This is a genomic window from Pseudonocardia kunmingensis, from assembly GCF_006716445.1.
Lineage (GTDB): Bacteria > Actinomycetota > Actinomycetes > Mycobacteriales > Pseudonocardiaceae > Pseudonocardia > Pseudonocardia kunmingensis.
Genome location: NZ_VFPA01000008.1, coordinates 83,525 through 107,880, shown reverse-complemented (window position 1 = coordinate 107,880; position 24,356 = coordinate 83,525). Strand labels below are relative to the sequence as shown.

Sequence of the window (24,356 nt, the reverse complement as noted above, 5' to 3'; positions counted from 1 at the left end):
AAGGGTTCCCCCGATGCGCCTTCTCGTCGTCAACGTCAACACGACCGAGAGCATGACCGCCTCCATCGGTGCCCAGGCCGCTGCCGTCGCGGCCCCCGGCACCGAGATCGTGCCGCTGACCCCGGCGTTCGGGGCGGAGTCGGTGGAGGGCAACTACGAGAGCTACCTCGCCGCTGTCGCCGTGATGGAGGCGGTGCGCACCTACCCCGGGTCGTTCGACGCCGTCATCCAGGCCGGCTACGGCGAGCACGGCAGGGAGGGCCTCCAGGAGCTGCTCGACGTGCCGGTGGTCGACATCACCGAGGCCGCAGCGACCACGGCGATGTTCCTGGGACACCGGTACTCGGTGGTCACCACGCTCGACCGGACGGTTCCCCTGATCGAGGACCGGCTCAAGCTGGCCGGGTTGCTGGACCGGTGCGCATCCGTGCGCGCCAGCGGCATGTCGGTACTGGAGCTGGAGCAGGACCCGCAGGCGGCCGTCGAGGCGATCGCCCGGGAAGCCGGCCGGGCCGTGGCGGACGACCGCGCGGAGGTCATCTGCCTCGGCTGCGGAGGTATGGCCGGGCTGACCGAGATGGTCGTCGAGCGCACCGGCGTACCGGTGGTGGACGGTGTGGCGTCGGCGGTCACGATCGCGGAGTCCCTGGTGCGGATGGGCCTCTCGACGTCGAAGATCCGCACCTACGCGCCCCCGCGGCCGAAGGCGTTCCGGGCATGGCCGCCGTCCCCGTGAACCGGTGATCGAGGCGCCTATCCCGTTCGACCGGACTGTTCAGGAGGCGGCCCCGACCGCCGCGCGCAGCGCCTCGACGCTCCGCTCGACCGCCCGGCCGTCGACCAGGACGGTGGGCGCCCCGCTCAGCCGGCGCCCCAGAAGGTGTCCTCCGACCGCGGATCGGAGGAGAACAGCCACGCCTCCGCGATCCGATCGCCCTCGATCCGCAACAGGTCGAGGCCGTCCTGCGCCATCGCAGCACCGTCGCGCGTGCTCGAGGCGCGGGACGCCTACGACGCGCGTGGCTGAACCCCCGGGCGAACGAGAACGCCGCTGCCCACACCGCTCGGCCAGCGCTCGGCGGCAACGCGTCAACGCGTCATGACCTGATGAACAATGCGCTACAGTCGACCGGCAGCGGGGAGCTGCGCGCCGATGCGGGACGCAGGACCGGACCCCCGCTGCGGGATGATGGCGCCGCGACACGACGCGTGAGGAGCGACATTGCTGGCACCGAAGGATGCACACCCCGTCCGCGGTGGCTCCGTCAGAACTGCGGGGTGCGAGCCCGCTCCGGTCGAGATGCGTCACCGCGCAGTGTCCGGCGACGTGGTGAACCGGCGGTAGGCGTGGCACCTGACCTGGCTTTCGACGCCCTCGCGGATCCCGTTCGTCGTGAGATCCTCGCGGTGTTGGCCGAGGATGAGGAGTGCAGTGCCGGGGCGCTGGCCGCGCGGATCACGTCGGTGGGCCGGACGGCCGTGTCGAGCCACCTGCGCGTGCTGAAGATCGCCGGCCTGGTCAACGAGCGCCGGGACGGGCGGTTCCGCTACTACTCCGTGGATCCCTCGGGTTCGGCGCGCGACGTCCTCGCCCTCCTGCACCAGGTCTTCCGGAGCGGACTCGACGGCGTCCAGAGCGCCGTGCCCGAGGCCGGCCCGGTGGACGGCGACGTCGCCGGGGAACGGCCGCAGTACACCGCCTGACTCCTGCCGGAGGTGGAACACTGTCCGGGCAGCCGCGCCGCGGTCTTCCTGCCGGTCGTTGATCTGCACGGGGAGCTCCCGATGGGCGTGCTCACGCTGACAGCGCAGAAGGAGGTGTCGGTCCCTCCGCAGGTCGTCTTCGGCCTCTTCGGGGCAGGCGCCGGAGCCGGTTGGGTGTTCGACGCCCTCTGCGACCGGGTCGTCCCGGGTACGGCGATCGCCTTGCAGGCGCCCCTCGACCCGTCCGGTCCGCCGGTGGAGATCCTCGGCCGGATCGGCCGGGTGCAGCCGCCGAAGCTGATCGAGATCGTGCACGACCAGCCGTGGCGGGGTCGTACCGCGAAGGGCACCGAGCTCCGAGTCGTCACCTCGTCCTGATACTGCGTCAACACGTCACGAAATATTGACATGTGGTGTGCGTCTCCCTAGGTTCTCCGCCATCCCCTCTCGTCTGGAGGCCTCATGGCGATTCCTGCGCCCGACCCCGCGCGCCTCGCGGCGCTGAACCAGCACTTCGCGTTCGGCCTGTCCGAGGCCGAGCTCGCGGAGTTCGGCCCGGCCGTCGCAGCGACGTTCGCCGCCTCGGAGCGCGTCGAGGAGCTTTACGCCGCCTCCGCACCGGAGGCACCCGAGCGGGCCTGGTCGGAACCCGCCGGCAACGCCCTCGGCGCCTGGTACGTCACGACGTCGATCCCGGGCGCGGCCGAGGGGCCGCTCGCAGGCCGGACGGTGGCGATCAAGGACAACGTCTGCGTGGCCGGCGTCCCGATGATGAACGGGTCGCGCACGGTCGAGGGTTTCGTGCCGCGGCGGGACGCCACCGTGGTGACGCGGCTGCTCGCAGCGGGCACGACCGTGGCCGGCAAGGCGGTCTGCGAGGACCTGTGCTTCTCCGGTGCGAGCTTCACCTCGCACCCCGGGCCGGTGCGCAACCCCTGGGACCCCTCCCGCAACGCCGGGGGGTCGTCGTCGGGCAGCGCCGTCCTGGTGGCGACCGGCGAGGTCGACCTGGCCGTCGGCGGTGACCAGGGCGGCTCGGTCCGCATCCCCTCCTCGTTCTGCGGGATCGTGGGGCACAAGCCGACGCACGGCCTGGTGCCGTACACCGGCGCGTTCCCGATCGAGCAGACCATCGACCACCTGGGGCCGATGACCCGCACGGTCGCCGACGCCGCGGCGATGCTCGGTGTCATGGCAGGGGTCGACGGGCTCGATCCGCGCCAGCCCACCACCATCGATCCCGTCGACTACCTCGCCGCACTCGCGCAGGGGGCCGAGGGCCTGCGCGTCGGCGTCGTGGCCGAGGGCTTCGGCACCGCGATGAGCGACCCCGGCGTCGACGAGGCGGTCCGCGCGGCCGTCGCCACGCTGCGCGAGGCCGGCCTCACGGCCGAGGACGTCTCCATCCCGTGGCACGTCGACGCGATGGCGGTCTGGAACGTGATCGCCACCGAGGGCGCGACGTTCCAGATGCTCGACGGCAACGGCTACGGCATGAACTCCCCGGGCCTCTACGACCCCGAGCTCATCGCCCACTACGCCGCACAGCGCATCGTCAACGGTGCGCACCTGTCGAAGACGGTGAAGCTGGTCGGCCTGTCCGGCCGCTACACCTTCGAGCTCGCCGGCGGGAAGTACTACGCGATGGCCCGCAACCTGGCCCTCGAGCTGCGCAAGGCCTACGACGACGTCCTGTCCGCCTACGACGTGCTGGTCATGCCGACGCTGCCGTACCCGGCGCGGGAACTGTTGCCGCTGGACGCCCCGCTGGGCGACTACCTCACCACCGCCCTGACGATGATCGGCAACACCGCCCCGTTCGACGTGACCGGACATCCCGCCATCAGCGTGCCCACCGCCCTGGTGGACGGGCTCCCCGCGGGCCTGATGGTGGTCGGCAAGCGGTTCGACGACGCGACCGTGCTGCGGGTCGCGCACACCTACGAGCAGGCGGTCGGCGGCTTCCCGGCCCCGCCCGCCCTGGCCCGGACGGAGAGCAACGCATGAACGGGGTGTTCGACCTCGGCGGCACCGACGGCCTCGGCCCGGTCGTCACAGAGGAGAACGAGCCGGTGTTCCGCGCGGAGTGGGAGAAGGCCGCGTTCGCGATGTTCGCGCCGTCCTTCCGCGCCGGGCTGTTCGGCGTGGACCAGTTCCGACACGGCATCGAGAAGATGGACCCGGCCGAGTACCTGCTGTCGAACTACTACGCCCGGCCGCGACCGAGTCGGTGATCTTGCCGGTCCCAGGGGTACTGGGAACGTCGCGCGGCCACCGGGGCAAGGGTCGGACCAGCGCCCTGGTCGTGATCGCAACCATGTGCACCCGATACTGCCGATCACGGGCGGGAAGATCGCGAGTATCGGTTGTGCGCCACGAGGCGCTGTTGGTTCGGATGGAGGTGGGAGACCTTCGTGGCCCTGTCGTCGTAGCGGTGGGGTGAAGCTGGCGGCAGCCTGATCCGGGGATCGCCGGGGAGGGTGGGAGCAGCCGCGACAAAGTCGGGACGGCTCAGGACTGCCGGATGGGCCGGGCCCGGTGAGCGAGACGAGAAGGTATACGAGAGAAACCAGCGCTATTACGCCTCTTGACTCGCGGCCAGCTCGAAATCCGGTGGATATGGGCTGGGGTGCGGCGCGTACTCGGCTGCCGGTCGTGTCCCGGCGGGTGAGGAACTCCCGGCTGGTATGGCCGTGCCGGGTCCGGGAGGCCATGGTGAATGTCTACGGCGTAGCCGTGGCGATGCCGCAGGGGTACAGCTGGGTGCCTCACTCGTCGACCGAGCAACAGTGAACGTGGGAACCATCCGTGCGACGTTCCAGCAGGGTGCGCCGGCCAGGCGTGACGACCGCTGGATAGGTGCGATGCCGACCGAAGGGCCGGGTGGGGCGGAGCCGCCGTAGTACTCCGGGCCGGGGAAAGCCCGGCACACGGGGAAGGGCGGCAGCGTGTCGGGCGAGGATGCTGACTGCAAGGGACGGAGATACACCGGTGAATACTGGTGTCGTGGCTTGGCCGGATGTGGATTCGGCCGGGTTGGCGGTACGGAGGATGCAGCGCAAGTTGCACCGTTGGGCGAGCGAGGACCCGGCTCGCCGGTTTGATGATCTGTTCAACCTGGTCTATGATCCGGCGTTCCTGGTCGATGCGTTCACGCGTGTTGCCGGAAACAAGGGGGCGAAGACCGCGGGGGTCGACGGGCTGACGGTGGCCGCGGTCGATACCCGCATCGGAGTGGACGTGTTCCTGGGTCAGATCCGGGACTCACTCAAGACGCGTGAGTACCGGCCGTGTCCGGTCCGGCAGGTGATGATCCCCAAGGGCGGCGGCAAGCTGCGCCGGCTGGGGATCCCCACGGTGGCCGACCGGGTGGTCCAGGCCGTCGTCAAGGCGGTGCTCGAACCCATCTTCGAGGCGGACTTCCTGCCGTGCTCGTATGGGTTCCGCCCGAACCGGCGCGCTCAGGACGCGATCGCCGAGATCCACCACTTCACCTCCGCACCCATCAACTACGAGTGGGTGCTGGAGGCCGACATCGCCGCGTGTTTCGATGAGATCGACCACGTCGCGGTGATGGACCGGCTGCGGCGGCGGATCAAGGACAAGCGGCTGGCGAATCTGGTGAAGGCGTTCCTGAAATCCGGGATCTTCACCGATCTCGGGGATCGGGAGGAATCACCGACCGGCACCCCGCAGGGTGGGATCCTCTCGCCGCTGCTGGCGAACATCGCACTCTCAGTGTTGGATGAACACTTCACCCAACACTGGGACCCGGCCACCGGGGCGATGGGCACCCCGGCACGGCGGGCCGCGCGGAAACGTAACGGCAAGGGGAACTGGCGTTTGATCCGGTATGCCGACGACTTCGTGTTGCTGGTCTCCGGGGACCGTCACCACGCCGAAGCGCTCCGGGTCGAGGTGGCGGCCGTGCTCGCCCCACTGGGGCTACGGCTTGCCGAGGAGAAAACCCGGGCGGTGCACATCGACGAGGGCTTCGACTTCCTCGGTTTCCACATCCGGCGGATGCGGAAACGTGGAACGCAGAAGCGCTACGTCTACACCACACCCTCCCGCAAATCAACACAGAAGGTGCGGGACCGGGTGCGAGAGAAAACGAACAAGTCAAACCTGAACACCGACCTGGACGAGCTGCTCTCCGGGCTCAACCAGACGGTGCGAGGGTGGGCGAACTACTTCCGGCACGGGGTGTCCAAAGCGACCTTCAGCGCGGTCGACCACCACACCTGGTGGCGACTGGTCGGGTGGATCCGCCGCAAACACCCCAAGATCAGCTGGAAGGAGATCCGCCGCCGCTTCTGCGATCATGGCTGGCGGATCGCCCACAACGGGGTGGTGTTCACCGGCGCTTCCAGCGTCGCCGTGACCCGCTACCGCTACCGCGGAGCGAACATACCAACCCCGTGGACCCCAGCCCTCACAGGCTGAGCAACGGCCACGACATGCGGAGAGCCGGATGCGGTGAGAGCCGCACGTCCGGTTCGGCGGGCGGGCACGGGAAACGGACCCGGGGCAACCCGGGCACCGCGCCCGTGTCCGACCCAACGTCCATCGCTGCCGCCACGACCATGGACAACCGATATCGCGGATCATGCGCGGAACTCCTGCGCGGAGGGTTGTCGAGGGGCCGCTAGCCTTCAGTCCTGGTGACAAGATGAATCCTCCGAGACGGCCGGACGAGGCGATGACGGAAGGACGAGGATGGCTCTGTCGGGTGCCGACATCCCCAACCCGTTGGAGCAGTTGACGGTGGAGCAACTGCGCCTGCGCACGAGCATGAAGTGGCGGACGCATCCCGACGATGTGTTGCCGCTGTGGGTGGCGGAGATGGACGTGCCCCTCGCCGAGCCGATCGCCGACGCCCTGAACGTGGCTGTCGCCCGGGGCGACACCGGCTACCCGTCCGGTGGGGGCGCCTATGGCGAGGCGCTGGCCGGGTTCGCGGCGCGCCGGTGGGGCTGGGACGGGCTGGACGTGGAGCGCACGGCGATCGTGCCGGACGTCATGCTCGGCATCGTCGAAGTCGTGAAGCTGGTCACCGAGCCCGGCGACGCGGTGGTTGTCAACGCGCCGATCTACCCGCCGTTCTACGCATTCGTCACGCACGCCGACCGCCGGATCGTCGAGGCGCGGCTGGGCGCGACCGGACGAGTCGACCTGGAGGCCCTCGGCGCCGCGTTCGCGTCCGCCCGCAGGACGAGCGACCGCGTGGCCTACCTGTTGAGCAATCCGCACAACCCGACCGGCGCGGTGCACTCCCGCGACGAGCTGACAGGCATCGCCGCGCTCGCGCGCGAGCACGGGGTACGGGTCGTCTCGGACGAGATCCACGCCCCGCTGGTGCTGGCCGGAGCGAGCTTCACCCCGTACCTGAGCATTGAGGGCGCACAAGACGCCTTCGCCGTCACCTCGGCGTCCAAGGCGTGGAACCTCGCGGGGCTCAAAGCGGCGCTCGTGATCGCCGGGCCCGAAGCGGCAGACGACCTCGCGCGGATGCCGGAGGAAGTCAGCCACGGCCCCAGCCATCTCGGCGTGCTCGCGCACACGGTCGCGCTGAACGAGGGCGAGGCGTGGCTCGATGCGCTACTGGCCGGCCTCGCCGCGAACCGCGACCTGCTGGGACGGCTCATCGCCGAACACCTGCCCCTCGCCCGTTATACGCCGCCCGAAGGCACGTACCTGGCCTGGCTCGACTGCCGCGCACTCGGTCTGGACGAGCCCGGCGGCACGGACGGCCCCGGCGTCGTCTCCGAACTCGCCGGCCCGGCGCGGGCCTTCCTCGACGAGGCGCGCGTGGCACTCAGCTCCGGGCACGTCTTCGGCTCCGGCGGAGCCGGTCACGTCCGGTTGAACTTCGCCGCCTCGAACGTCGTCCTCACCGAGGCCATCACCCGGATGGGCACGGTACGGCGCGTCTGACGGCGCCCGACGTCGGCCACGTCGCAGCCTGAATGTGGTGGTCAACCCGAGAACGCCGCGCGTCCCTGCAGCGCGGACGTGCCGAGGTCGCTCTTCGGGAGTGCCTGGCCCGCCTCGACCGCAGCCGCCCACGCGTCGGTGTCCGCCACGGCGGCGAAGTTGGAATGCAGCAGCACGAGCAGCGCCTCGTGCAACTGCTGGGCGGACACCTTGCCGGCCTCGTTGACGAGGTGGATCGCGCCGGTGGCGTCGGCCAGGATCTCGGCGGCGAGGCCGAGCCCCTCGGCGGCGACGGCTGTGGCGATATCGCAGTTGTTCGTCATGTAGCCGACGATCGTGATCGTGTCCACGTCCTGCTCGTCGAGCCACTGCGCGACGTCGGTGTCGGTGAACACGCTGGACTTCTCCTTGGTCACCCGCTTCCAGGAGGCCGTCCCACGCTTCTCGATCTCGGGGTGCAGCGACCAGCTGTCCGAGCCGATCACGAAGACGGGGGCGCCCTCGGGGAGCTGGTGCTGGACCAGCACGACCGGCAAGCCGTGCTCCTGCGCGACGTCGAGCGCGCGGAGCACGTTGGCCAGCGACTCGTCACGGGGCGGGTGCTGGATCTGCAGGAGTCCGTCGAAGTACTCCTGCTGGACGTCGACGACGATCAGCGCTCGGCGCGGGGCGGTCATCTCTGCTCTCCTCGTGAAGGCGTCAGTACCTGTGCCACCAGCCTGGCCTTCGAGCGTGGGCTACCGTGAGTGGCACAGCAGACGACGTTCGATGAGATCAGGCCAAAAATGCGCATTGCTGTCCACGCCTTCGACGGGATCACCCTGTTCCACCTGGCCGCACCGTTGCTCGTCTTCGGCGAGGTGGGCCGTCAACAGCTGGCCACCGGGTGGGAGACCGCGGTGTGGACCGAGAACGGTCGCGGCATCCGGACCGCGGAGGGCCCTCGGGTCGACGACGTCCGAGGTCCCGAGGTCGTCGACGACGCCGACCTGCTCATATTTCCGTCCTGGCCCAGCGACCTCCCTCCGACGGACGACGCGCTGATCGGTCGGATCCGTGCGGCCCACGCCCGGGGAACTCGCATCGCCGGTCTGTGCCTGGGCGCGTTCCCGGTCGTCGACAGCGCGCTCCTCGACGGCCGCGCGCTCGTCACGCACTGGGGCGCCGCATCCGCGCTCGCGCGACGGCGGCCGGGCATCATGGTCAACGCGTCGGCGCTCTACCTCGACCACGGCGACGTACTCACCTCCGCCGGAACAGCCTCCGCGATCGACGCGTGCCTGCACGTCGTCCGGTCCCACCTCGGCTCCGCCGCTGCGGCCACGGTGGCGCGGCACCTCGTCGTTGCTCCCCACCGCGATGGTCACCAGGCGCAGTACGTGGACCGGCCGATCCCCGAACCTGCCGGCGTCGGTCACCTCGGGCCCACCCTGGACTGGGCCCTCGGTCACCTCGACCGCGAGCTGACGGTCGACGAGCTCGCCGGCCACGCCGGGATGAGCCGCCGCAACTTCACCCGCCGCTTCACCGAGGCCACCGGCACCACCCCGGCGCGGTGGATCCTCGCCCGCCGGCTCGACGAGGCACGCCGCCTGCTCGAGATGACCACCTGGCCGATCGCGCGCATCGCCACCACGTGCGGATTCGGCAGCGCGGTGACCTTCCGGCAGAACTTCGTCGCGGCCTACGCGACGACGCCCACGTCATACCGCCAGCGCTTCAACCTGCCGAGCGCATGAAGGCCGGTCAGCCCACCCCGCCGCTGGTTCTCCGGCACCGAACGGATACCAGGCAGCAGCTCCCTGCATTTCCGTCAGCGCGGCCGCGTCCCTAGTCTCGCCACAGATCACCGAGGAGGCATGCATGAGATTCGTCCGGCACCGGACGGATCAGGGCCCCAGGCTCGCCGTGCTCGACGACGAGGACGTCCTGATCGACCTTCCCCCGGGGCCCGACCTGCCCGCCCTGCTCGACTTCGAGCTGGAGGTCGCCGCCGTCGTCGGTCGGGCCGGGCAGGACCTCACCGTCGACCAGGCAGCCGATCACATCGCCGGGTTCGTGGTGCTCAACGACTTCTCCGCGCGGGACGTGCAGTTCCACGAGATGCGCCTGCGACTGGGACCGGCCAAGGGCAAGGACACCGCCACGGCGCTCGGCACCGTGTTCGTCACCGCGGACGAGCTGTCGCACCGGCGCTCGGGCACCTCCTACGACCTGTTCCTCCCGCCCCTGCGGCCGGGCGACGTCGTCACGACCACCGTGGAACTGCTCGGCGGCACCCGCAACCGGATCGTGCCCGGCGTGGCACCCCACGAGATCCGTCCCGGCCGGTTGCCGTGAAGCGGGTGCTGGTGACCGACCACGCGTGGCCGTCCCTCGACGTCGAGCGCGCGGTCCTGCACGACGCCGAGCTCGTCGTGGCCCCGACCGGCGACCCGGCGGAGCTCGTGGCGCTGGCGCCCGACGTCGACGCGATCCTGACCTGTTTCGCCAAGGTCCCGGCGGAGGTGCTGGACGCCGCGCCGCGCTGCCGCACCGTCGCCCGCTACGGCGTCGGTGTGGACAACATCGACGTCGCCCACGCCACCGGTCTGGGCATGGTGGTCAGCAACGTCCCCGACTACTGCGCCGAAGAGGTCGCCGACCACACCCTCCTGCTCATCCTCGCGCTGGCCCGGCGCCTCGCGCCGCTGACGCGGCTGGTGTCCGGCGGCGGCTGGGACGCCACGGGCACCGGCACCGCCGTCCGGTTGCGCGGCAAGGTGCTCGGCCTGGTGGGACTGGGCGCCATCGGCCGCGCGCTCGTCCCACGGGCCCAGGCGCTCGGGCTCGACGTGGTCGCCCTGCGCCGGTCCACTCCCCTGCCAACCGGCGTGCGGGCAGCCGACTCGCTCGACGACCTGCTGGCCCGCGCGGACATCGTGTCCCTGCACGTGCCCGCGACCCCGGAAACCCGCGGACTCATCGGCGCCGCCCAGCTGGCGTCCATGAAGCCGACCGCGTGGCTGGTCAACACCGCACGTGGCTCCCTGGTGGACACCGATGCACTGCTCGCCGCGCTGCGGGACGGGCAGATCGCCGGCGCCGGTCTCGACGTCACCGATCCCGAGCCCCTGCCGTCGGACCATCCACTCCGGACGCGTGACGACGTGGTGCTCACCCCGCACGTCGCCTTCGCCTCCGACGGGTCGCTCGCCGAACTGGCCCGCAAGGCCGCCACCAACGTCGCCGACGTCCTCGCCGGACGGACACCGGCGACCGTGGTCAACCCGGAAGTCCTGACCAGCAGCCGGCTGAGGCTGTGATGATCCCCGGGATGATCGCCGAACACCTCGTCGCCCGCGGGCTCGCCGGCTCCACCGCCGAGCTCGACATCCGGCCGCTGGCCGGTGGCGTGTCCAACGACGTGTTCGCGGTGACCGGCCCCGGCCTGGACGTGGTGGTCAAGCGGGCGCTCGGGCGGCTCCGGGTCGCCGAGACCTGGCTCGCCGATCCCGGCCGCATCGACACCGAAGGCCGCGCGCTCCGGCTCGCCGGCCACATCGCACCCGGCGCCGTACCCGAGGTGATCGACCTCGCCGATGGGTACCTGGTCATCGCTCGCGCCCCGGAGCGCTGGCACACCTGGAAGGACGAACTGCTCGCCGGCACCGTCCGGATCGACGTCGCGCGGGCGCTCGGTCGCGCGCTCGACCAGTGGCAGCGGGCAGGCGCGGAGGCGCTGCGCGAGTTCACCGACCGCACCGCGTTCACCCAGCTGCGCGTCGACCCGTTCCACCGCGTCATCCGGGACCGCCACCCCGACCTCGCCGGCCCGATCGACACCACGCTCGCCGTCATGGCCGAGACGCCGCCCCGCCTGGTGCACGGCGACTACACCCCCAAGAACGTCCTCGTCGACCCCTCCGGCGACGGCCTGTGGATGATCGACTGGGAGGTGGCACACGCAGGCGACCCCACCTTCGACCCGGCGTGGACGGTCGGGCACCTCCTACTCAAGTCCCTGCATCGACCGGCTTCCGCACGGCACTACGCCGCCGCGGCACGGGAGTTCCTCGACGCGCTGACGACACCGCTCGACCAGGCGCAGCTGATCCGCCAGACCGGCTGCCTCGTCCTCGCCCGCGTCGACGGCAAGAGCCCGGCCGACTACCTCGACGACCACGCCCGCGCCCGCGCCCGTGCCCTCGGACGGCGCCTGCTCCTCGACCCGCCCGCGGTCGTGACCGACGCCTGGAAGGACCTTCGGTGACCGATACGACCATCTCGGAGATCACGGCCTGGGAAGCGCTCGACTCCCGCGGCAAGCCCACCGTCGGCTGCGCGGTTCGCCTCGACGGCGGAGCCCACGGCGAGGCCACGGTCCCCTCCGGCGCGTCCACCGGAGCCCACGAAGCACGCGAGCTGCGCGACGGCGGCACCCGCTACGGCGGCAACGGTGTCCGCACCGCCGTCGGCAACGTGACCGGCCCCCTCGCCGACGCGGTGCGCGGCCTCGACGCCACCGACCAGCAGACGGTCGACCGGGCGCTGCGCGACGCCGACGGCACCGCGGACCTGGGCCGTCTCGGCGCGAACGCCGTCCTCGCCGTCTCCGTCGCCACCGCGATCGCCGCTGCTGCCGCCCGTGGTCTGCCGCTCCACCGCGCGGTCGCCACCAGCGACGCCCCTCCCCTGCTGCCCCTGCCGATGGTCAACATCATCTCCGGCGGGGCGCACGCCGGCCGCGCCATCGACGTCCAGGACTTCCTCGCCGTCCCCCTCGGTGCCCGCTCCTTCGCCGAGGCCGTCGAATGGTGCTCACGCGTGCGGGCCGGCACCGCCGACGTCCTCACCGACCGCGGCGTACCGACGGCGCTCGTCGCCGACGAGGGCGGGCTGGCCGCCACGTTGCCGACCAACCGGGCCGCGCTCGACCTCCTCGTCGACGGAATCGGCCGCGCGGGCCTGCGCCCCGGCGACGACGTCGGCATCGCCATCGACATCGCCGCCACCCAGTTCCACCACGACGGCCGCTACCGGCTCGCCGCCGAGCGGCGCGACCTCACCGCAGAAGAGCTCGTCGGCGAGCTCGCGCAGTGGTGCGGCGCCTACCCGATCGTGTCCATCGAAGACGCACTCGCCGAGGACGACTGGACGGGCTGGCGGCACGCCACCGATCGCCTGTCCGGCCGCCAGCTCCTCGGCGACGACCTGTTCGTCACCGACCTCGCCCGGCTCGAACGCGGCATCACCGAGCAGATCGGCAACGCCGTCCTCGTCAAGCCCAACCAGACCGGCACCCTGCACGACGCCCGATCCGTCGTGACCCGCGCCCACGAAGCCGGCTACGCCACCGTGCTGTCCGCCCGCTCCGGCGAGACCGAGGACAACTGGCTCGCCGACCTCGCCGTCGGCTGGCGCACCGCACAGATCAAGGTCGGCTCCACCACCCGTTCCGAGCGCACCGCCAAATGGAACCGGCTGCTGCGCATCGAAGCCGAGCTCGGCGACCGCGCCGAGTACGCGGGCCGGGCCGCGATGACTCCGACGTGACACCCCACGCCGCTCAGTGCGGCGCCCCCTCTCGCTCGGGCTCTGCCTCCGCCTCCACGCCCCGCCCCGCGCGGTAGGCGTCGAGGATCTCATCGCTCGTGGCCAACCAGACGCCCTCGTGTCCGGCGATGTACTCGAGCGCCTGGTCGAAGTACCGGTGACGGAACGGCTGGCTCACGCTGAACGGGTGCACGCACAGGGCCATCACCCGCCCCGACTCGGCGGAGTCCTCGTAGAGCTGGTCGAGCTGGTCGCGGACCGCCTGCAGGAACTCCGGCCCGGTGAAGCTCCTGCTCACGAACATCGAGACGTCGTTCAGCTCGATCGAGTACGGCACGCTGTACATGCCGGGCACGGCGAGCTCATAGGGCTGCTCGTCGTTGCACCAGTCCAATGTGTACTGCAGGCCCAGCTCGGCCAGCAGGGACGGCGTCTCGAACGTCTCGGTGAGGGCGGGGCCGAGCCATCCCCGCGGGCGCCGGCCCGTCGCCGCCTCGATCGTGTCGACGACCTCCACGAGGTACGCCCGCTCCTCCTCCCGCGTCATGCCGGCCTGGAAGGTGGAGTTGTCCCGTCCGTGGGCGACCCACGCCCAGTCGCGCTCCAGGCCGGCCTGCATGATCTGCGGGTAACGGCTGCACACATCGGAGTTGAGGAGAGCGGTCGCCCGCACGCCGTGACGGTCCAGGCTCTGGAGCATCCGCCAGATGCCGACGCGAGGGCCGTAGTCGCGCCAGCCGTAGTTCAGCGGGTCCGGCGCCAGGGCGGCCGTCCCCCCGAAGATGCTCGTGGACGGCTTGTCGACCTGGTAGTGCTCGATGTTCAGGCCGAGGTAGAAGGCCACCCGGGCCCCTCCAGGCCATCTGATCGGAGAACGATCGACGATCGGGCTGTAGGCAAAGAGTTGGTTGTCCATCCGCCGGAGGACTCCTCTCCATAGGGCGCGGACCAGGCCGCAACCGCCGTTGCGGATCCGTTCTGCGCAATGATTGCCGGGCTCGGATCCTGTCTCTCCGTCGCCCGGGGTGATTCGTCTCCGGACGGGTGGTCGACCGTGCTGCTGATCAGGCGAGTGGCTGCGCCGGGAGGCTGGACCGCTCGGGGCCTCAGGGCTTCCGGGCCACGCCTCCGTAGGCGTCGACCTGCTGCGAAACCTCGGTGGCGATGTCGTTCGCGGGCCGCCGCCACTCCGACAGCTGCACCACGCCCGGTTCGACGAGCTCGAGGCCGGTGAAGACCTGCTCGATCTCCTCGACGGCTCGCAGCGTGTACGGGTGACCCATCTCCGCTTGCAGGCGGTGTGATTCGCGAATCGCGTCGCTGGTGTCGGTGCCGTCCCAGAAGGTCAGGTAGCTACCCGAGGGCACGGCGGCCACCGTCCGGTCGACGATGGACCTCAGTTCGGTGTAGGGGGGCAGGTAGCCGAAAACGCCCATGAACATGACCGAGATCGGCCGGCTGAAGTCCAACGTCCGGCTCGCGTGGGCGATGACCGCGTCGGTGTCCCGGTAGTCCATGTCGACGAATGCGGACGCTCCCTGCGGGCTGCTGATCATCAGCGCCCTCTGGTGGGCCAGCACCACCGGGTCGTTGTCGACGTAGACGACCTTCGCGTCCGGCGCCACGGACTGGGCGACGGTGTGGGTGTTGTTGCCGAGCGGGTCGGGCAGGCCACCACCGAGGTCGAGGAACTGGCGGATGCCGACCTCCTCGGTGAGGTAGCGGACGCTGCGGATGAGGAACTGCCGGGACTGCGTGGCCATCGTGCGGATCCCGGGGTAGATCTCCGCAACGGCGTCGCCGACCGTCTGGTCCGGCTCGTAGTTGTCCTTCCCACCCAACCAGTAGTTCCAGACCCGCGCGGGCGACGGCCGGCGGAAGTAGTCGTCGGCAAGTTGCTGCTCGACTCGGGGCCAGTCGGGCGCGGAACCGTCGGGCACGAAGCCTCCTTGGTGACACCGAGTGAGTTCGCACGCACTATACCGAGCCGATCAGGTGAACACGTGCGGCTCCGGGAGCCCGCGGCGGAGCCCGAACCACCCGGTGGCGCTACCCCGGCAGGACCCTCGCCCGCCTGCCCCCACTCCGACAGCAGCCCTACGCCTGAGTCACGTCCACAGTCGCCCGGGCTGGACGGAACCGGTACTGACGGCGATCACGCCGTCAAAGGACCCGCACGTTGTCGGCCTGTGGCCCCTTCTGACCCTGGCTGGTCTCGAAGGCCACCCGCTGACCCTCCTCCAGAGACTTGAACCCACTGCCCGCGATGGCCGAGTAGTGCACGAACACGTCCTTGCCTCCGTCATCAGGGGCGATGAAGCCGAACCCCTTCTCGCCGTTGAACCACTTGACGGTGCCTTCAGGCATGTTTCCTCCTCGTAGTGCGGCCGCTGTGCGCACCAGCGGCCCCGATCGTGCCACTCCACGGGGTCCGCGGGTGTCGGACCCGGCGCGAGCACCCGATCGGCTGCCGCCCCGCGCCATCGACCACGAGGAGTCGCATGGACACCATGCGCAGGCATCGCACACCCTCGTTTCCCTCGGTGGAGTGTCTCGACACGAGCCACGAGCCGCTCGAGCTCGGACTGCAGCTGCAGCACCACGATCGCGAGCCCCACCCGTGTACGCAGATCCGCGTAGAGCCGCTGCGCTCGTGGTCGGACGCCACGACGGCCTGCGGATCGCAGGATCGACGCGTGAGCCGATCTGTGAGCGGTACAGCGAACCGGCATCGCCGATGGATCGTCGCGACCTGCGTCGCCCTCGTCCTCGCGGCGATCGGCGATGCAGGTCCGGAGATCATCGCAGCCGGCAGTGTCGTCACCGGCTACGACGGACCAGGACCTCTCATCTACCTGGCGGTCGCGGCAGCCGTGGCCACGCTGCGCTGGCGGTACGCACCGCTGCTCGCCGTGGTCATGTCCGGGTTCTTCCTCGTCGGCGGGCTGGCCGACACCGAATTCACCAGCAGGCTCGCCGCGCCGGCCGAAACGGTCACGTTCCTCGCCGCATGGCTGCAGGTGCTCAGCTTCTCCGCGGCGCTCGCGTTCGGCCTCGCCGCCGTGCGGCGCCGTTCCTGATCGGCCTCCCGAAGACCGTTCGACCGACGAGCAGGAGACGACGATGAACGTCGAGCCGGCAGACCTGTCCACGGCACCACGGAGCACCAAGCTGGCACTCGCCGGCCTGGCGGTCGGTGTTCTGGGTCTGGTCATCCAGTGGATCGCGGATCCCGCGAAGTTCCCCGGGTTCCCACCCGGGATCATCATGATCGTGGCGGCCGCCGCGATCGTCGCGTTCGGAGTGCGCTGGTGGTGGACGCCGGTCTTCTCCGTCCTGGCCGGGACGTGGATCGTCGGCGGCGGTTTCCTGAGCGCGCAGCTGACCGCCAACCTGGCATCCGGCGACGCCGGAACCGTCGCGGGCAACGTCGTCATGTCCCTCGGGCTGATCGTCGCCGCCGTCGCGGGCATCCTTGCGATGATCGAGGGGCGACGTCGCCTCCGGCGGGGTGCCGCCGGCAGATGAACCTCCCCTGCGACGGCGCACCGATCCGGTCGGCCGATGGGAGGTCGGGCATGGACGAGCGCGGAACCGGGCGGCTCGGTCCACGCGTGGATCTCGTGTGGGCCGGTGCGTTCGCCGTCGTGCTGGTCCTCGGCACCCTCGCAGCCGCGGCGTTGCAGGGCGACCGGGTGCGCACCCCGGACGCGGGCGCGTTCGCGCTGGTCGTGCTGGCCGCGCTGGCCACCCTGGGACTGCGGCGGACGGCGCCGGTGTGGGCGCTGGCCGGGGCGATGGCCGCCGTCAGCGCGTACCTGCTGGCCGGGTACCCGTACGGACCGGTACAGCTGTGCATGGTGATCGCCGTGTTCGAGGTGTCCCGGCAACGCCAGCTGCGGACCTCGCTCGGGGCGTGCGCGGTGGCAGCGATCGTGGCCTCGGGGTCGGTGCTCCCCCGGCTGATCCACGAGGTGGACGCGCCCGCGGTGCTGGCGGCGGGGTGGGCGGCGTGGATCGTGCTGCCCTGGTCGCTCGGGGCGCTGGTGCACGTCAGTGCGGCCGCGCGGGCGCAGGTCAGGCGCGACCTCATCGCCCGTGCCGCGGCGGAGGAACGGGTGCGGCTGGCAGGGGAGGTGCACGACGTCGCGGGACACGGCTTCGCGCTGGTCGCCATGCACGCCGGTGTCGCGCTGCTGGTGTTCGACGAGCAGCCCGATCAGGCGCGCGCGTCGCTGCAAGCGATCAAGGCGACCAGTGACCGGTCCTTGGCTGCGCTGCGTGGCACGCTCGACACGTTCCATCCGCGGGAGTGCGGACCGGGACTGGCGGATGTCGAGGCACTGATCAGGGAGGTCCGTGCGGGCGGACTCGCCGTGGATCTGACGATGGACGAACTCACGCTGGGCGAGGAGGTCGACGGGGTGGTGTATCGCGTCGTGCAGGAATCGTTGACGAACGTGCTGCGGCATGCCGGGCCGACGGCGGCCGAGGTCCGGATAGCGCGGGTCGGCGACGACGTGCTGGTGCGGGTCACCGACCGGGGGTGCGGTGCGGACGGCGTGGTCGCCGAAGGTCGGGGGTTGGCGGGGATGCGGAGCCGGGTGGAGGCCGTCGGCGGGCGATTCGGAGCCGGGCCCGACGAAGGCGGCGGGTTCGCCGTTGCCGCGCGGATGCCGCTGCCCGGCGGCGACCGGTGATCCGCGTCGCCCTGGCCGACGACCATGACCTCGTCCGCATGGGGCTGCGGGTGCTGATCGACCGCGAAGACGACATGGCGGTGGTCGCCGAGGCAGGCAGCGGGCAGGGAGCGTTGCAGGTGCTGCGCCGGGAGCGGCCGGACGTACTGCTGCTGGACGTCCGGATGCCCGGCATGGACGGCCTGACGACGCTGCGGCAGATCGCCGCCGACCCCGCCCTCGCCAGTACCCGGGTCATCATCGTGACGACATTCGAAGTCGACCGGTACGTGTTCGAGGCGCTGCAGGCGGGGGCCGCCGGCTTCGTGCTCAAGGACAGCGCCCCCGCCGAGCTCGTCCGGGCGATCCGCGTGGTCACCGAGGGGCAGGCGCTGCTGTCACCGTCGGTCACCCGTCGGGTCATGTCGCTGTTCAGCCAGCCCGGCACGGAATCCGGATCCATCAGTGGGCTCGACTCGCTGACCGATCGGGAGCGGGAGATCGTCGCCTGGGTGGCGACCGGCTACTCCAACGAGGACATCGCCAGGGAGCTCTTCCTGAGCCCTGCGACCGTGCGGACGCACGTCAGCAGGGCGATGGCCAAGCTGCACGCACGCTCCCGCGCGCAACTGGCCGTCTTCGGGGTGCGCGCAGGACTGACCATCGATCGTTGACGCCGTGCGGGGGCACCGCGCGTCCCGCCGGCCGGTCCGGCCCCGCGCTCGTCCCGCGTCCTGATCGGCCTGTCCAACGGCTGGTCCGTCGCGCTGCTCGTGCCCGACCTGATCGGCGGGCGGCCGTCGGACCCGCCGCCCGTGCAGCGGCGACGCACACACGCCCCGACTTCCTGTTCGCCCAGGTGCAGATTGGTGCGCAGGGTCCTGCGCTCCCCCAACGCGAAACGAACCACCGGCATACACCATACAGATTATCGGAATGGTGCACGGGCACGGGATCGGGCTCCCGCACGAGCCCGCCGAGGAGTTGCGCACGATTCCGGCGGCAGCATCCTGCAGCCTCCCAGACCTCCGATCGGGTCGCCCTCGCGGCGACATGTCCCCCTCGTGTCCGTGGTGGCTTCATCACGGTCCGCCCGCAGTGCTCAGGGCCACGAGCTGGTCCTGACGTTCCCGCCGACCCCGGCCACTGCCCCACCCGACGTACGACCGTTCGGCGCCCCGTCGGCTCATCCGCCCGCCGACGACGACTGCCGCCCCCTCTCACTCACTGAGAGGAGTACCCCGCGCTCCGCCGAGATCGCAATAGCGATCTGCTGCGGACCGGTTCAGATCTCAGCGCGTGGGACAAACGCCCAGCCGGCAAGATCCCCACTTCCGATCTTGTCGACGCGAACCCGGTAAGTCGCAGCAAACCTGATAAAGGGAAGGGGTTGCGCCCACGAAGTATCAGGAGGCTAAATGTCTCCCCCGGCAGTTCGGGGATCGTGTCCGATTCACCGACGGCCGCCGGCGGCTCGCGATGCACGCACAAGGACCCGGGGGTGGAGCGCATGACCACGACATCTCCACTCGGTCGAGCCCGCCCGGCGCCCGCGCTCCGGCCCGGCGGGGGAAGCCCGCGCCCGGTGGCGATCCGCGTGGTCTGGCCCGACCGCGAACACGCCGTGATCGAGATGGTCGGCACCGTGATGAGCCCCGGCAGCGTCGCCGAGTTGCGCGAGCGGGTGGACGCCCTGCTGATCGGCGGGCTCCGATTCCTGCTGGTGGACCTGAGCGAGGCGCAGCCCTGCGACGGCGCCGTGCGCGCAGTGCTCGCCGACGCAGCCACCCGGTTGCGGGCACGGCTCGGGTGGCTGCGCATCCACCCCGACCCCGACATGCCGCCGCCCCCGGACCAGGGCGTCGACGATGCGACCCTGCCGGACCTGTTCAGGATCTACCGCGCGATGGCCGGCGACACCGGAGGCCGGCGTGGACACTGACCACGGCCGGGCCCGCATCACCGCCCCCGGCGACGAACCATGGCTCACCCATGACCTGCTGGTCATCGGCTACCTGTCGGCCGTCGCCCGTGAACTGGAAGACCGCGGCGTCGCCGAGTCCCGGCTCCGGATCGACCCACCCGACGACCACCAGCTGGCCGGTTCGTTGCACCTGGAGCCGACCAGCTGTCCGCGCTGGTCGTCGCTCGTCACGCTGCACTGGCACGAAACCTCGGGCTGGTCGGCGCTGCTGCACCACTGCACCGCCACCGCCGACGCACCCGCTGCCGGACGCCGCTGCGGCCCTCCGCGCGGCTGGATCGCCGACCGGCGCTACCTGCACCCGGACCCGGTGCCCCACCCGGAAGCGGTCGCCGAGTTCGTCGCCGAGCTCGCCACCGGCCGGGACACCGGGATGATCTACCCGACCGACGCGAACGACTACGGCCACGCCCGCAGCCGAGCACGGGTCATCGCGACCCTGACCCGCTTCGCCCTCCCCGAGGTGCGCCGCTGGCTCATCGCCGACTCCCCTCCCCAGCCGTCGCCTGCGAGCGACCCCCACCGGCCGGCCCGACCCGGCCGACCTCGTGCGCGAACCTCCGACCGGACGACCGAGCAGAGCAAGAAGCGGTGGAAGGGACAACTGCAGTGAGCAGCACGACCACGGATGACCACAGCAGCACCCCGTCGAACCTCGTCGACGTCGCAGCCACGCATCACCGCCGGCGCCGGTGAACACCATGCTGACAACAGCGCCGCAGCCGGTCGCCGCCCCGGAACCCGATCAATTGGAGGTGCGGCTGCACTCCCCCACACCCGAGGTGGTGCTGATGCGGGTCAACGGAGACCTGGACGTCACGACGGCCCGAGCGCTGGCCGCGCGGGCCGGTCAGCAACTACTCCGGGCACCCCACCTCGTGATCGACCTCACCGACGTGCGCTTCCTCGGCATCCGCGGGCTCGACACGCTGCGAGCACTGCACGAGCAGGCCACCGCAACCGGAACACAGGTGCACCTGGCCGCGCCCCACCACGCGGTCCGCCGCCCACTGCGCCTCAGCGGCCTGGATCAGCTGCTCCCGACGGACTCCTCCGCCGAGATGATCCTCGCCCGACTGGCGACCCCGCACTGGCCGTGCTCCACGACGCTCCCGGCCCGGTAGCCCCCGCCCGACGGCACGCGTCGGCCTGGGGCGGCGGGCGGCAGACCCCCGAACACGCTCCCTCCGTCCGCCGGTTCCACCAACCGCGCGATCGAGGCGGCGTGCCCGCCGACGCGAGCAGGTCGGCCAGGGCGTTCCCGATCGGCAGCGGCGGCGCCGAGATCCGCCACTGCCGGTCGGTCAGGTCCTCGATTCAGAACCATCCGGTCGCCACGAGTACCGCCCAGCTCCCGAGCGGGCCGATGACGGCGACCGACGCGGCGAACGCGAGAAGGCCCCGGTAGACACTGCGGCGTTCGGGTTCCGCGGCGTTCGCCATCGCGAGTGCGCCGCATGTGGAGAACGGGGAGACATCCACCAGGGATGAGGAGATCCCGAGTGCGATCACCAGCCCGACCGCGCTGACCTCTCCGGTCAGCACCAGCGGAGCCGTCATCGGCACCAGCGCCACCAGCATCCCCATCGTCGACGCGAAGGCCGAGACGATCGCTCCGATCAGGCAGACGAGCAGGGCCGCGAGCAGTGCGGGTTCGATCGACGCCACGGCTTCGCCCGCCCAGGCGATCGTGCCGTTGCGCTCGAGGACGCCGACATAGGTGACGATGCCGGTCAGCAACAGCACGACTCCCCAGCTCACGTCCCGGACGGCCGCTCGCCCCGCGGCCGGGTAGGCGAGCGTGAGCAGGACCGCGAGGCTCAGCGCGAGGAAGCCGATGTCGACGGCGAACAGCAGCGCGCCGACCACCAGCACGACGAAGGCGGCGAGGGTGACGCTGCGCTCGATGCCGAGACCGGCGCACGGTCTCGGGTCCGAGGCCGGTCCGGTTCCCGCTCCCCCGCCGGGCCGGACTTGGACCGGGACCGGATCGGGAGAAACGGCCACCGGTCGGGCCGACCCGATGAGCACCGTCGCCGCACCGGCCGCCACGACCCCCGCGACCAGGGTCGCGACGAACAGGAGGATCGGGTCGAAGGCCAGCCCGTTACCGGTCTGGATACCTCGGATGGTGATACCGAGAACACCCAACGGGGAGAACGTGCCCGCCGTCGCCCCCATACCGATGGTGATCGCCACGACCAGCGGCCGCACACCGTGCGCCGACGCGATCGCCATTCCGACAGGCAGGAGGATCACGGCGACGGCGCCGGGGTTCCCCCCGATGCCGCAGAGCACGGTGGACAGCCCGAAGAAGACCCACGGGAGAGCAGCAGCCCGTCCGCGCACCGCGCGGAAGGTCCGCTCGATCACCCGGTCCACGGTCCCGTTGCTGCGGGCGATCCCGAACAGGTAGGTGATCCCGACCAGCATGACGAACATGTCCGCGGGAAAGTCACCGAGCACGTCCCGCGTGGGTTCCCCACCCATGATCCCGCCGACGACGAAGGCGGCGACGAAGGCGAGGGCTCCCAGGTTCACCGGGCTGACCGTCGCGAGGACGATGACGAGCGCGAGAACCGTGATCGAGGTGAGGGCGGTGACGGCCATGGTCACCAGGCCGTCATGCCGCCGTCGACGGCGATCGTCGCACCGGTGACGAGACCGGCCTCGGCACTGGCCAGGAACAGGCAGAGCGGCACGACCTCCTGCGCCTCACCGAGCCGGCCCAGCATCGAGGCCTGGGCCATCTGCTCCAGGACCGCGTCCTTGGCCGGGTGCCCGTCGAGCAGCCGGTGCGGCATCCGGGTGTCCAGGGCGCCCGGGCACACCACGTTGACACGCGCCCGGGGAGCGAGCTCGGCGGCGGCGACCTTGGTGAACGCGACCAGGCCTGCCTTGGACACGCTGTAGGCCGACCAGCCGGCCCCGGCCCTCAGCGCTGCCGCGGACGCGATGTTGATCACCGAGCCGCCCTCGCGGAGGACCGGCTCGAGGGCTTTCGTGACGAGGAACGCCCCGCGCACGTTGATTCCCAGGACCCGGTCCCACTCCTCGGCGCTGGTCTCCCCGATACGGGCGTAGGAGATCACGCCCGCCGCGTTCACCAGGATGTCGACCGGGCTGCTGCCCCGCCCGAAGGCCGCAACGGCATCGGCATCCGCGATGTCGACCTGCCGGAAGGTGAGATCGCGACCCGCTTCGCGGGCCTGTGCCTGCATCTGCTCGCCCCGCGCGGCGTCGACGTCGATCCCGACGACCGAGGAGCCCTCGTCGAGAAGGGCCTCGCAGAGCAGCCGCCCGAGATCGCCGGACGCCCCGGTGACCACCGCGGCCTTGCCCAGGAAGCGTCCGGTCATCGCGCGCTCGCCGCCGCTACCGGCCGGCGGACACCCTCGCGTTCCAGGATCGGCAGGACCTCGTCGATGAACCGGGGGATCCCGGCCTCGTAGTTCATCCAGGTCAGTGCCACCCCGTCGATCCCGGCCGCGTGCAGCTCGGCCAGCTGTTCGGCGATTCTCGCCGGGGTGCCGACCAGCGGGTAGCCGGCCATGGTCGACGCGACGGCCTTGGTGAGCTGCCGGTGCTGCTCCTGCGGCATCCGCGCCCCGCCCATGGTCCACTCGATCGCGTTGCGCACCGCGACGTCGTCGAGGTCGGTCTCCGACCAGCGTTCGACGAGAGCCCGGGCCTCGCGGTCGGTCTCGGCACACACGACGCTCGCGGCGATCCAGACCGACTGTTCGCGGCCGAACCCGGCGGCCACCTCGCGGATCTCCCGGACCTTTCTCCCGGCGGAGGCCGCGTCGAGCGCCGAGACGAACGACAGGTCGGCGTACCGGGCGGCGAGCTGGTGCCCGCGTGCGGAGAAGGCGGCGTTCATGATCGGTGGATGCGGCCGCTGAACGGGCCCGGGCCGGCTGACGCCGTTCTCGACGGTCAGCCACTGCCCGTGGAAATCGAAGTCCTCGCCGCCCTCCCACAGGCGCAGGACGACCTGGAGCCACTCCTCGGAGTATCCGTACCGGGCCTCGTGGTCGAGCGCCTCGACCCCGAACATCCGCAGCTCCTTGGCGAACCAGCCGGCGACGACGTTGAGGCCGACCCGGCCGCCGGAGATGGCGTCGATCGTGGCGATCTGCTTCGCGGCCATCACCGGGGACACGGTCAGGCAGTGCGAGGTGGCGAACAGGGTGATGCGGCTGGTCAGCGCGGCCAGGGCGGCGGCCCAGGTGTAGGGGTCGAAGCTGCGCCCCCACGGATCGGTGCGTCCCTCGAACCCGCGCCAACGGGAAAAGGGGATAGCAGCCTCGAAACCGGCTTCCTCGGCCAGCTGGACCAGCCGGACGTTCTGGTCCCAGTCGATCTCGTGCCGTTCGGGCGACGCGGTGACGGCTCCGGCCGAGGTGACGTTCAGGCCGAAGACCCCGAGTTTGAGACCGGTGTCGGCGAACAACGGACCCGCGGTCGTTCGCGGCACGGTCGGGAGGTACGTCATCGGATCTCCTGTGGGTGTC

General features: G+C 71.0%; 26 protein-coding genes. 19 read left to right on the top strand and 7 right to left on the bottom strand.

Features of this window, described 5'->3' with window-relative positions:
* Positions 1-13: 13 nt before the first annotated feature.
* The 7 genes from FB558_RS41115 (at position 14) to FB558_RS41085 (ending at position 7,641) form a co-directional block, all read left to right on the top strand.
* On the top strand, positions 14-736 hold the full coding sequence (locus FB558_RS41115) for an aspartate/glutamate racemase family protein (RefSeq protein WP_142064699.1): 723 nt from the start codon (positions 14-16) through the stop codon (positions 734-736).
* Positions 737-1,347: 611 nt separating this feature from the next.
* Positions 1,348-1,704 (top strand): ArsR/SmtB family transcription factor, encoded by a 357-nt coding sequence (locus tag FB558_RS45060; protein WP_142064696.1) that lies wholly within the window; start codon positions 1,348-1,350, stop codon positions 1,702-1,704.
* 12 nt (positions 1,705-1,716) lie between these two features.
* Positions 1,717-2,082 (top strand): hypothetical protein, encoded by a 366-nt coding sequence (locus FB558_RS41105; protein WP_211367213.1) that lies wholly within the window; start codon positions 1,717-1,719, stop codon positions 2,080-2,082.
* Positions 2,083-2,166: 84 nt separating this feature from the next.
* Positions 2,167-3,711 (top strand): amidase, encoded by a 1,545-nt coding sequence (locus FB558_RS41100; protein WP_142064694.1) that lies wholly within the window; start codon positions 2,167-2,169, stop codon positions 3,709-3,711.
* Positions 3,708-3,938 (top strand): SH3-like domain-containing protein, encoded by a 231-nt coding sequence (locus tag FB558_RS41095; protein ID WP_246107136.1) that lies wholly within the window; start codon positions 3,708-3,710, stop codon positions 3,936-3,938. Before FB558_RS41100 ends, FB558_RS41095 begins: the two co-directional genes overlap by 4 nt.
* A gap of 772 nt (positions 3,939-4,710) precedes the next feature.
* Complete coding sequence (gene ltrA / locus FB558_RS41090) at positions 4,711-6,150, top strand: group II intron reverse transcriptase/maturase (RefSeq protein WP_211366131.1); 1,440 nt, start codon at positions 4,711-4,713, stop codon at positions 6,148-6,150.
* Positions 6,151-6,423: 273 nt separating this feature from the next.
* Positions 6,424-7,641, top strand: a complete 1,218-nt coding sequence (locus tag FB558_RS41085; RefSeq protein ID WP_142064691.1) for a MalY/PatB family protein — start codon at positions 6,424-6,426, stop codon at positions 7,639-7,641.
* Between the two features lie 41 nt (positions 7,642-7,682).
* Here the strand turns inward: FB558_RS41085 and FB558_RS41080 are convergent, their stop codons facing one another.
* Positions 7,683-8,318 (bottom strand): isochorismatase family protein, encoded by a 636-nt coding sequence (locus FB558_RS41080; protein WP_142064688.1) that lies wholly within the window; start codon positions 8,316-8,318, stop codon positions 7,683-7,685.
* Between the two features lie 69 nt (positions 8,319-8,387).
* On the opposite strand from FB558_RS41080, the gene FB558_RS41075 reads away from it, so the two are divergent.
* The 5 genes from FB558_RS41075 (at position 8,388) to eno (ending at position 13,176) form a co-directional block, all read left to right on the top strand.
* On the top strand, positions 8,388-9,380 hold the full coding sequence (locus FB558_RS41075; RefSeq protein ID WP_246107135.1) for a GlxA family transcriptional regulator: 993 nt from the start codon (positions 8,388-8,390) through the stop codon (positions 9,378-9,380).
* 124 nt (positions 9,381-9,504) lie between these two features.
* A complete protein-coding gene (locus FB558_RS41070; protein ID WP_142064685.1) occupies positions 9,505-9,981 on the top strand; it encodes a fumarylacetoacetate hydrolase family protein in 477 nt (158 codons plus the stop codon).
* Positions 9,982-9,986: 5 nt separating this feature from the next.
* Positions 9,987-10,946: a C-terminal binding protein gene (locus tag FB558_RS41065; RefSeq protein ID WP_211367212.1), complete on the top strand. Its 960-nt coding sequence runs from the start codon at positions 9,987-9,989 to the stop codon at positions 10,944-10,946.
* A gap of 11 nt (positions 10,947-10,957) precedes the next feature.
* Entirely contained in the window at positions 10,958-11,893 is a 936-nt protein-coding gene (locus tag FB558_RS41060) for a phosphotransferase family protein (protein WP_170231800.1), read from the top strand.
* Positions 11,890-13,176 (top strand): phosphopyruvate hydratase, encoded by a 1,287-nt coding sequence (eno, locus tag FB558_RS41055; protein ID WP_142064675.1) that lies wholly within the window; start codon positions 11,890-11,892, stop codon positions 13,174-13,176. The genes FB558_RS41060 and eno overlap by 4 nt, the downstream gene beginning before the upstream one ends.
* A 13-nt stretch (positions 13,177-13,189) precedes the next feature.
* On the opposite strand, the gene FB558_RS41050 is transcribed toward eno, so the two are convergent.
* The 3 genes from FB558_RS41050 to FB558_RS41040 form a co-directional block, all read right to left on the bottom strand.
* Complete coding sequence (locus FB558_RS41050; protein ID WP_246107134.1) at positions 13,190-14,020, bottom strand: polysaccharide deacetylase family protein; 831 nt, start codon at positions 14,018-14,020, stop codon at positions 13,190-13,192.
* A 262-nt stretch (positions 14,021-14,282) separates the two neighbouring features.
* Positions 14,283-15,116, bottom strand: coding sequence for an SAM-dependent methyltransferase (locus FB558_RS41045; RefSeq protein ID WP_142064669.1), 834 nt, complete (start codon positions 15,114-15,116; stop codon positions 14,283-14,285).
* 223 nt (positions 15,117-15,339) lie between these two features.
* On the bottom strand, positions 15,340-15,543 hold the full coding sequence (locus tag FB558_RS41040) for a cold-shock protein (RefSeq protein ID WP_142064666.1): 204 nt from the start codon (positions 15,541-15,543) through the stop codon (positions 15,340-15,342).
* 329 nt (positions 15,544-15,872) lie between these two features.
* On the opposite strand from FB558_RS41040, the gene FB558_RS41035 reads away from it, so the two are divergent.
* The 7 genes from FB558_RS41035 (at position 15,873) to FB558_RS41005 (ending at position 20,963) form a co-directional block, all read left to right on the top strand.
* Complete coding sequence (locus FB558_RS41035; RefSeq protein ID WP_142064663.1) at positions 15,873-16,256, top strand: hypothetical protein; 384 nt, start codon at positions 15,873-15,875, stop codon at positions 16,254-16,256.
* 43 nt (positions 16,257-16,299) lie between these two features.
* A complete protein-coding gene (locus FB558_RS41030; protein ID WP_142064660.1) occupies positions 16,300-16,704 on the top strand; it encodes a hypothetical protein in 405 nt (134 codons plus the stop codon).
* Between the two features lie 50 nt (positions 16,705-16,754).
* On the top strand, positions 16,755-17,876 hold the full coding sequence (locus FB558_RS41025) for a sensor histidine kinase (protein ID WP_142064657.1): 1,122 nt from the start codon (positions 16,755-16,757) through the stop codon (positions 17,874-17,876).
* Positions 17,873-18,529: a response regulator gene (locus tag FB558_RS41020; protein WP_142064654.1), complete on the top strand. Its 657-nt coding sequence runs from the start codon at positions 17,873-17,875 to the stop codon at positions 18,527-18,529. Before FB558_RS41025 ends, FB558_RS41020 begins: the two co-directional genes overlap by 4 nt.
* An 836-nt stretch (positions 18,530-19,365) precedes the next feature.
* The gene (locus FB558_RS41015; protein WP_142064651.1) at positions 19,366-19,797 is read left to right on the top strand and encodes a hypothetical protein; all 432 of its coding nucleotides are present in this window, start codon (positions 19,366-19,368) and stop codon (positions 19,795-19,797) included.
* Positions 19,787-20,452 carry a DUF6292 family protein gene (locus tag FB558_RS41010; RefSeq protein WP_142064649.1) on the top strand — a complete coding sequence of 222 codons (666 nt, stop codon included), beginning with the start codon at positions 19,787-19,789 and terminating at the stop codon, positions 20,450-20,452. The genes FB558_RS41015 and FB558_RS41010 overlap by 11 nt, the downstream gene beginning before the upstream one ends.
* Positions 20,453-20,540: 88 nt before the next feature.
* Positions 20,541-20,963 carry an STAS domain-containing protein gene (locus FB558_RS41005; protein WP_142064647.1) on the top strand — a complete coding sequence of 141 codons (423 nt, stop codon included), beginning with the start codon at positions 20,541-20,543 and terminating at the stop codon, positions 20,961-20,963.
* Between the two features lie 193 nt (positions 20,964-21,156).
* On the opposite strand, the gene FB558_RS41000 is transcribed toward FB558_RS41005, so the two are convergent.
* From FB558_RS41000 to FB558_RS40990, 3 genes are read right to left on the bottom strand one after another with little or no spacing between them, the layout of a single operon-like run.
* Entirely contained in the window at positions 21,157-22,449 is a 1,293-nt protein-coding gene (locus FB558_RS41000; RefSeq protein ID WP_142064644.1) for an SLC13 family permease, read from the bottom strand.
* Positions 22,450-22,451: 2 nt separating this feature from the next.
* Entirely contained in the window at positions 22,452-23,198 is a 747-nt protein-coding gene (locus FB558_RS40995) for an SDR family NAD(P)-dependent oxidoreductase (RefSeq protein ID WP_142064641.1), read from the bottom strand.
* Positions 23,195-24,337: an LLM class flavin-dependent oxidoreductase gene (locus FB558_RS40990; protein WP_142064638.1), complete on the bottom strand. Its 1,143-nt coding sequence runs from the start codon at positions 24,335-24,337 to the stop codon at positions 23,195-23,197. Before FB558_RS40990 ends, FB558_RS40995 begins: the two co-directional genes overlap by 4 nt.
* Positions 24,338-24,356: the final 19 nt, after the last annotated feature.

Coding starts and splice junctions, on each gene's coding strand:
- FB558_RS41115 (WP_142064699.1), top strand. CDS start 14: ATGCGCCTTCTCGTCGTCAACGTCAACACGACCGAGAGCATGACCGCC.
- FB558_RS41100 (WP_142064694.1), top strand. CDS start 2,167: ATGGCGATTCCTGCGCCCGACCCCGCGCGCCTCGCGGCGCTGAACCAG.
- FB558_RS41095 (WP_246107136.1), top strand. CDS start 3,708: ATGAACGGGGTGTTCGACCTCGGCGGCACCGACGGCCTCGGCCCGGTC.
- FB558_RS41085 (WP_142064691.1), top strand. CDS start 6,424: ATGGCTCTGTCGGGTGCCGACATCCCCAACCCGTTGGAGCAGTTGACG.
- FB558_RS41080 (WP_142064688.1), bottom strand. CDS start 8,318: ATGACCGCCCCGCGCCGAGCGCTGATCGTCGTCGACGTCCAGCAGGAG.
- FB558_RS41070 (WP_142064685.1), top strand. CDS start 9,505: ATGAGATTCGTCCGGCACCGGACGGATCAGGGCCCCAGGCTCGCCGTG.
- FB558_RS41060 (WP_170231800.1), top strand. CDS start 10,958: ATGATCGCCGAACACCTCGTCGCCCGCGGGCTCGCCGGCTCCACCGCC.
- FB558_RS41040 (WP_142064666.1), bottom strand. CDS start 15,543: ATGCCTGAAGGCACCGTCAAGTGGTTCAACGGCGAGAAGGGGTTCGGC.
- FB558_RS41030 (WP_142064660.1), top strand. CDS start 16,300: ATGAACGTCGAGCCGGCAGACCTGTCCACGGCACCACGGAGCACCAAG.
- FB558_RS41025 (WP_142064657.1), top strand. CDS start 16,755: ATGGACGAGCGCGGAACCGGGCGGCTCGGTCCACGCGTGGATCTCGTG.
- FB558_RS41015 (WP_142064651.1), top strand. CDS start 19,366: ATGACCACGACATCTCCACTCGGTCGAGCCCGCCCGGCGCCCGCGCTC.
- FB558_RS41005 (WP_142064647.1), top strand. CDS start 20,541: ATGCTGACAACAGCGCCGCAGCCGGTCGCCGCCCCGGAACCCGATCAA.
- FB558_RS41000 (WP_142064644.1), bottom strand. CDS start 22,449: ATGGCCGTCACCGCCCTCACCTCGATCACGGTTCTCGCGCTCGTCATC.
- FB558_RS40995 (WP_142064641.1), bottom strand. CDS start 23,198: ATGACCGGACGCTTCCTGGGCAAGGCCGCGGTGGTCACCGGGGCGTCC.
- FB558_RS40990 (WP_142064638.1), bottom strand. CDS start 24,337: ATGACGTACCTCCCGACCGTGCCGCGAACGACCGCGGGTCCGTTGTTC.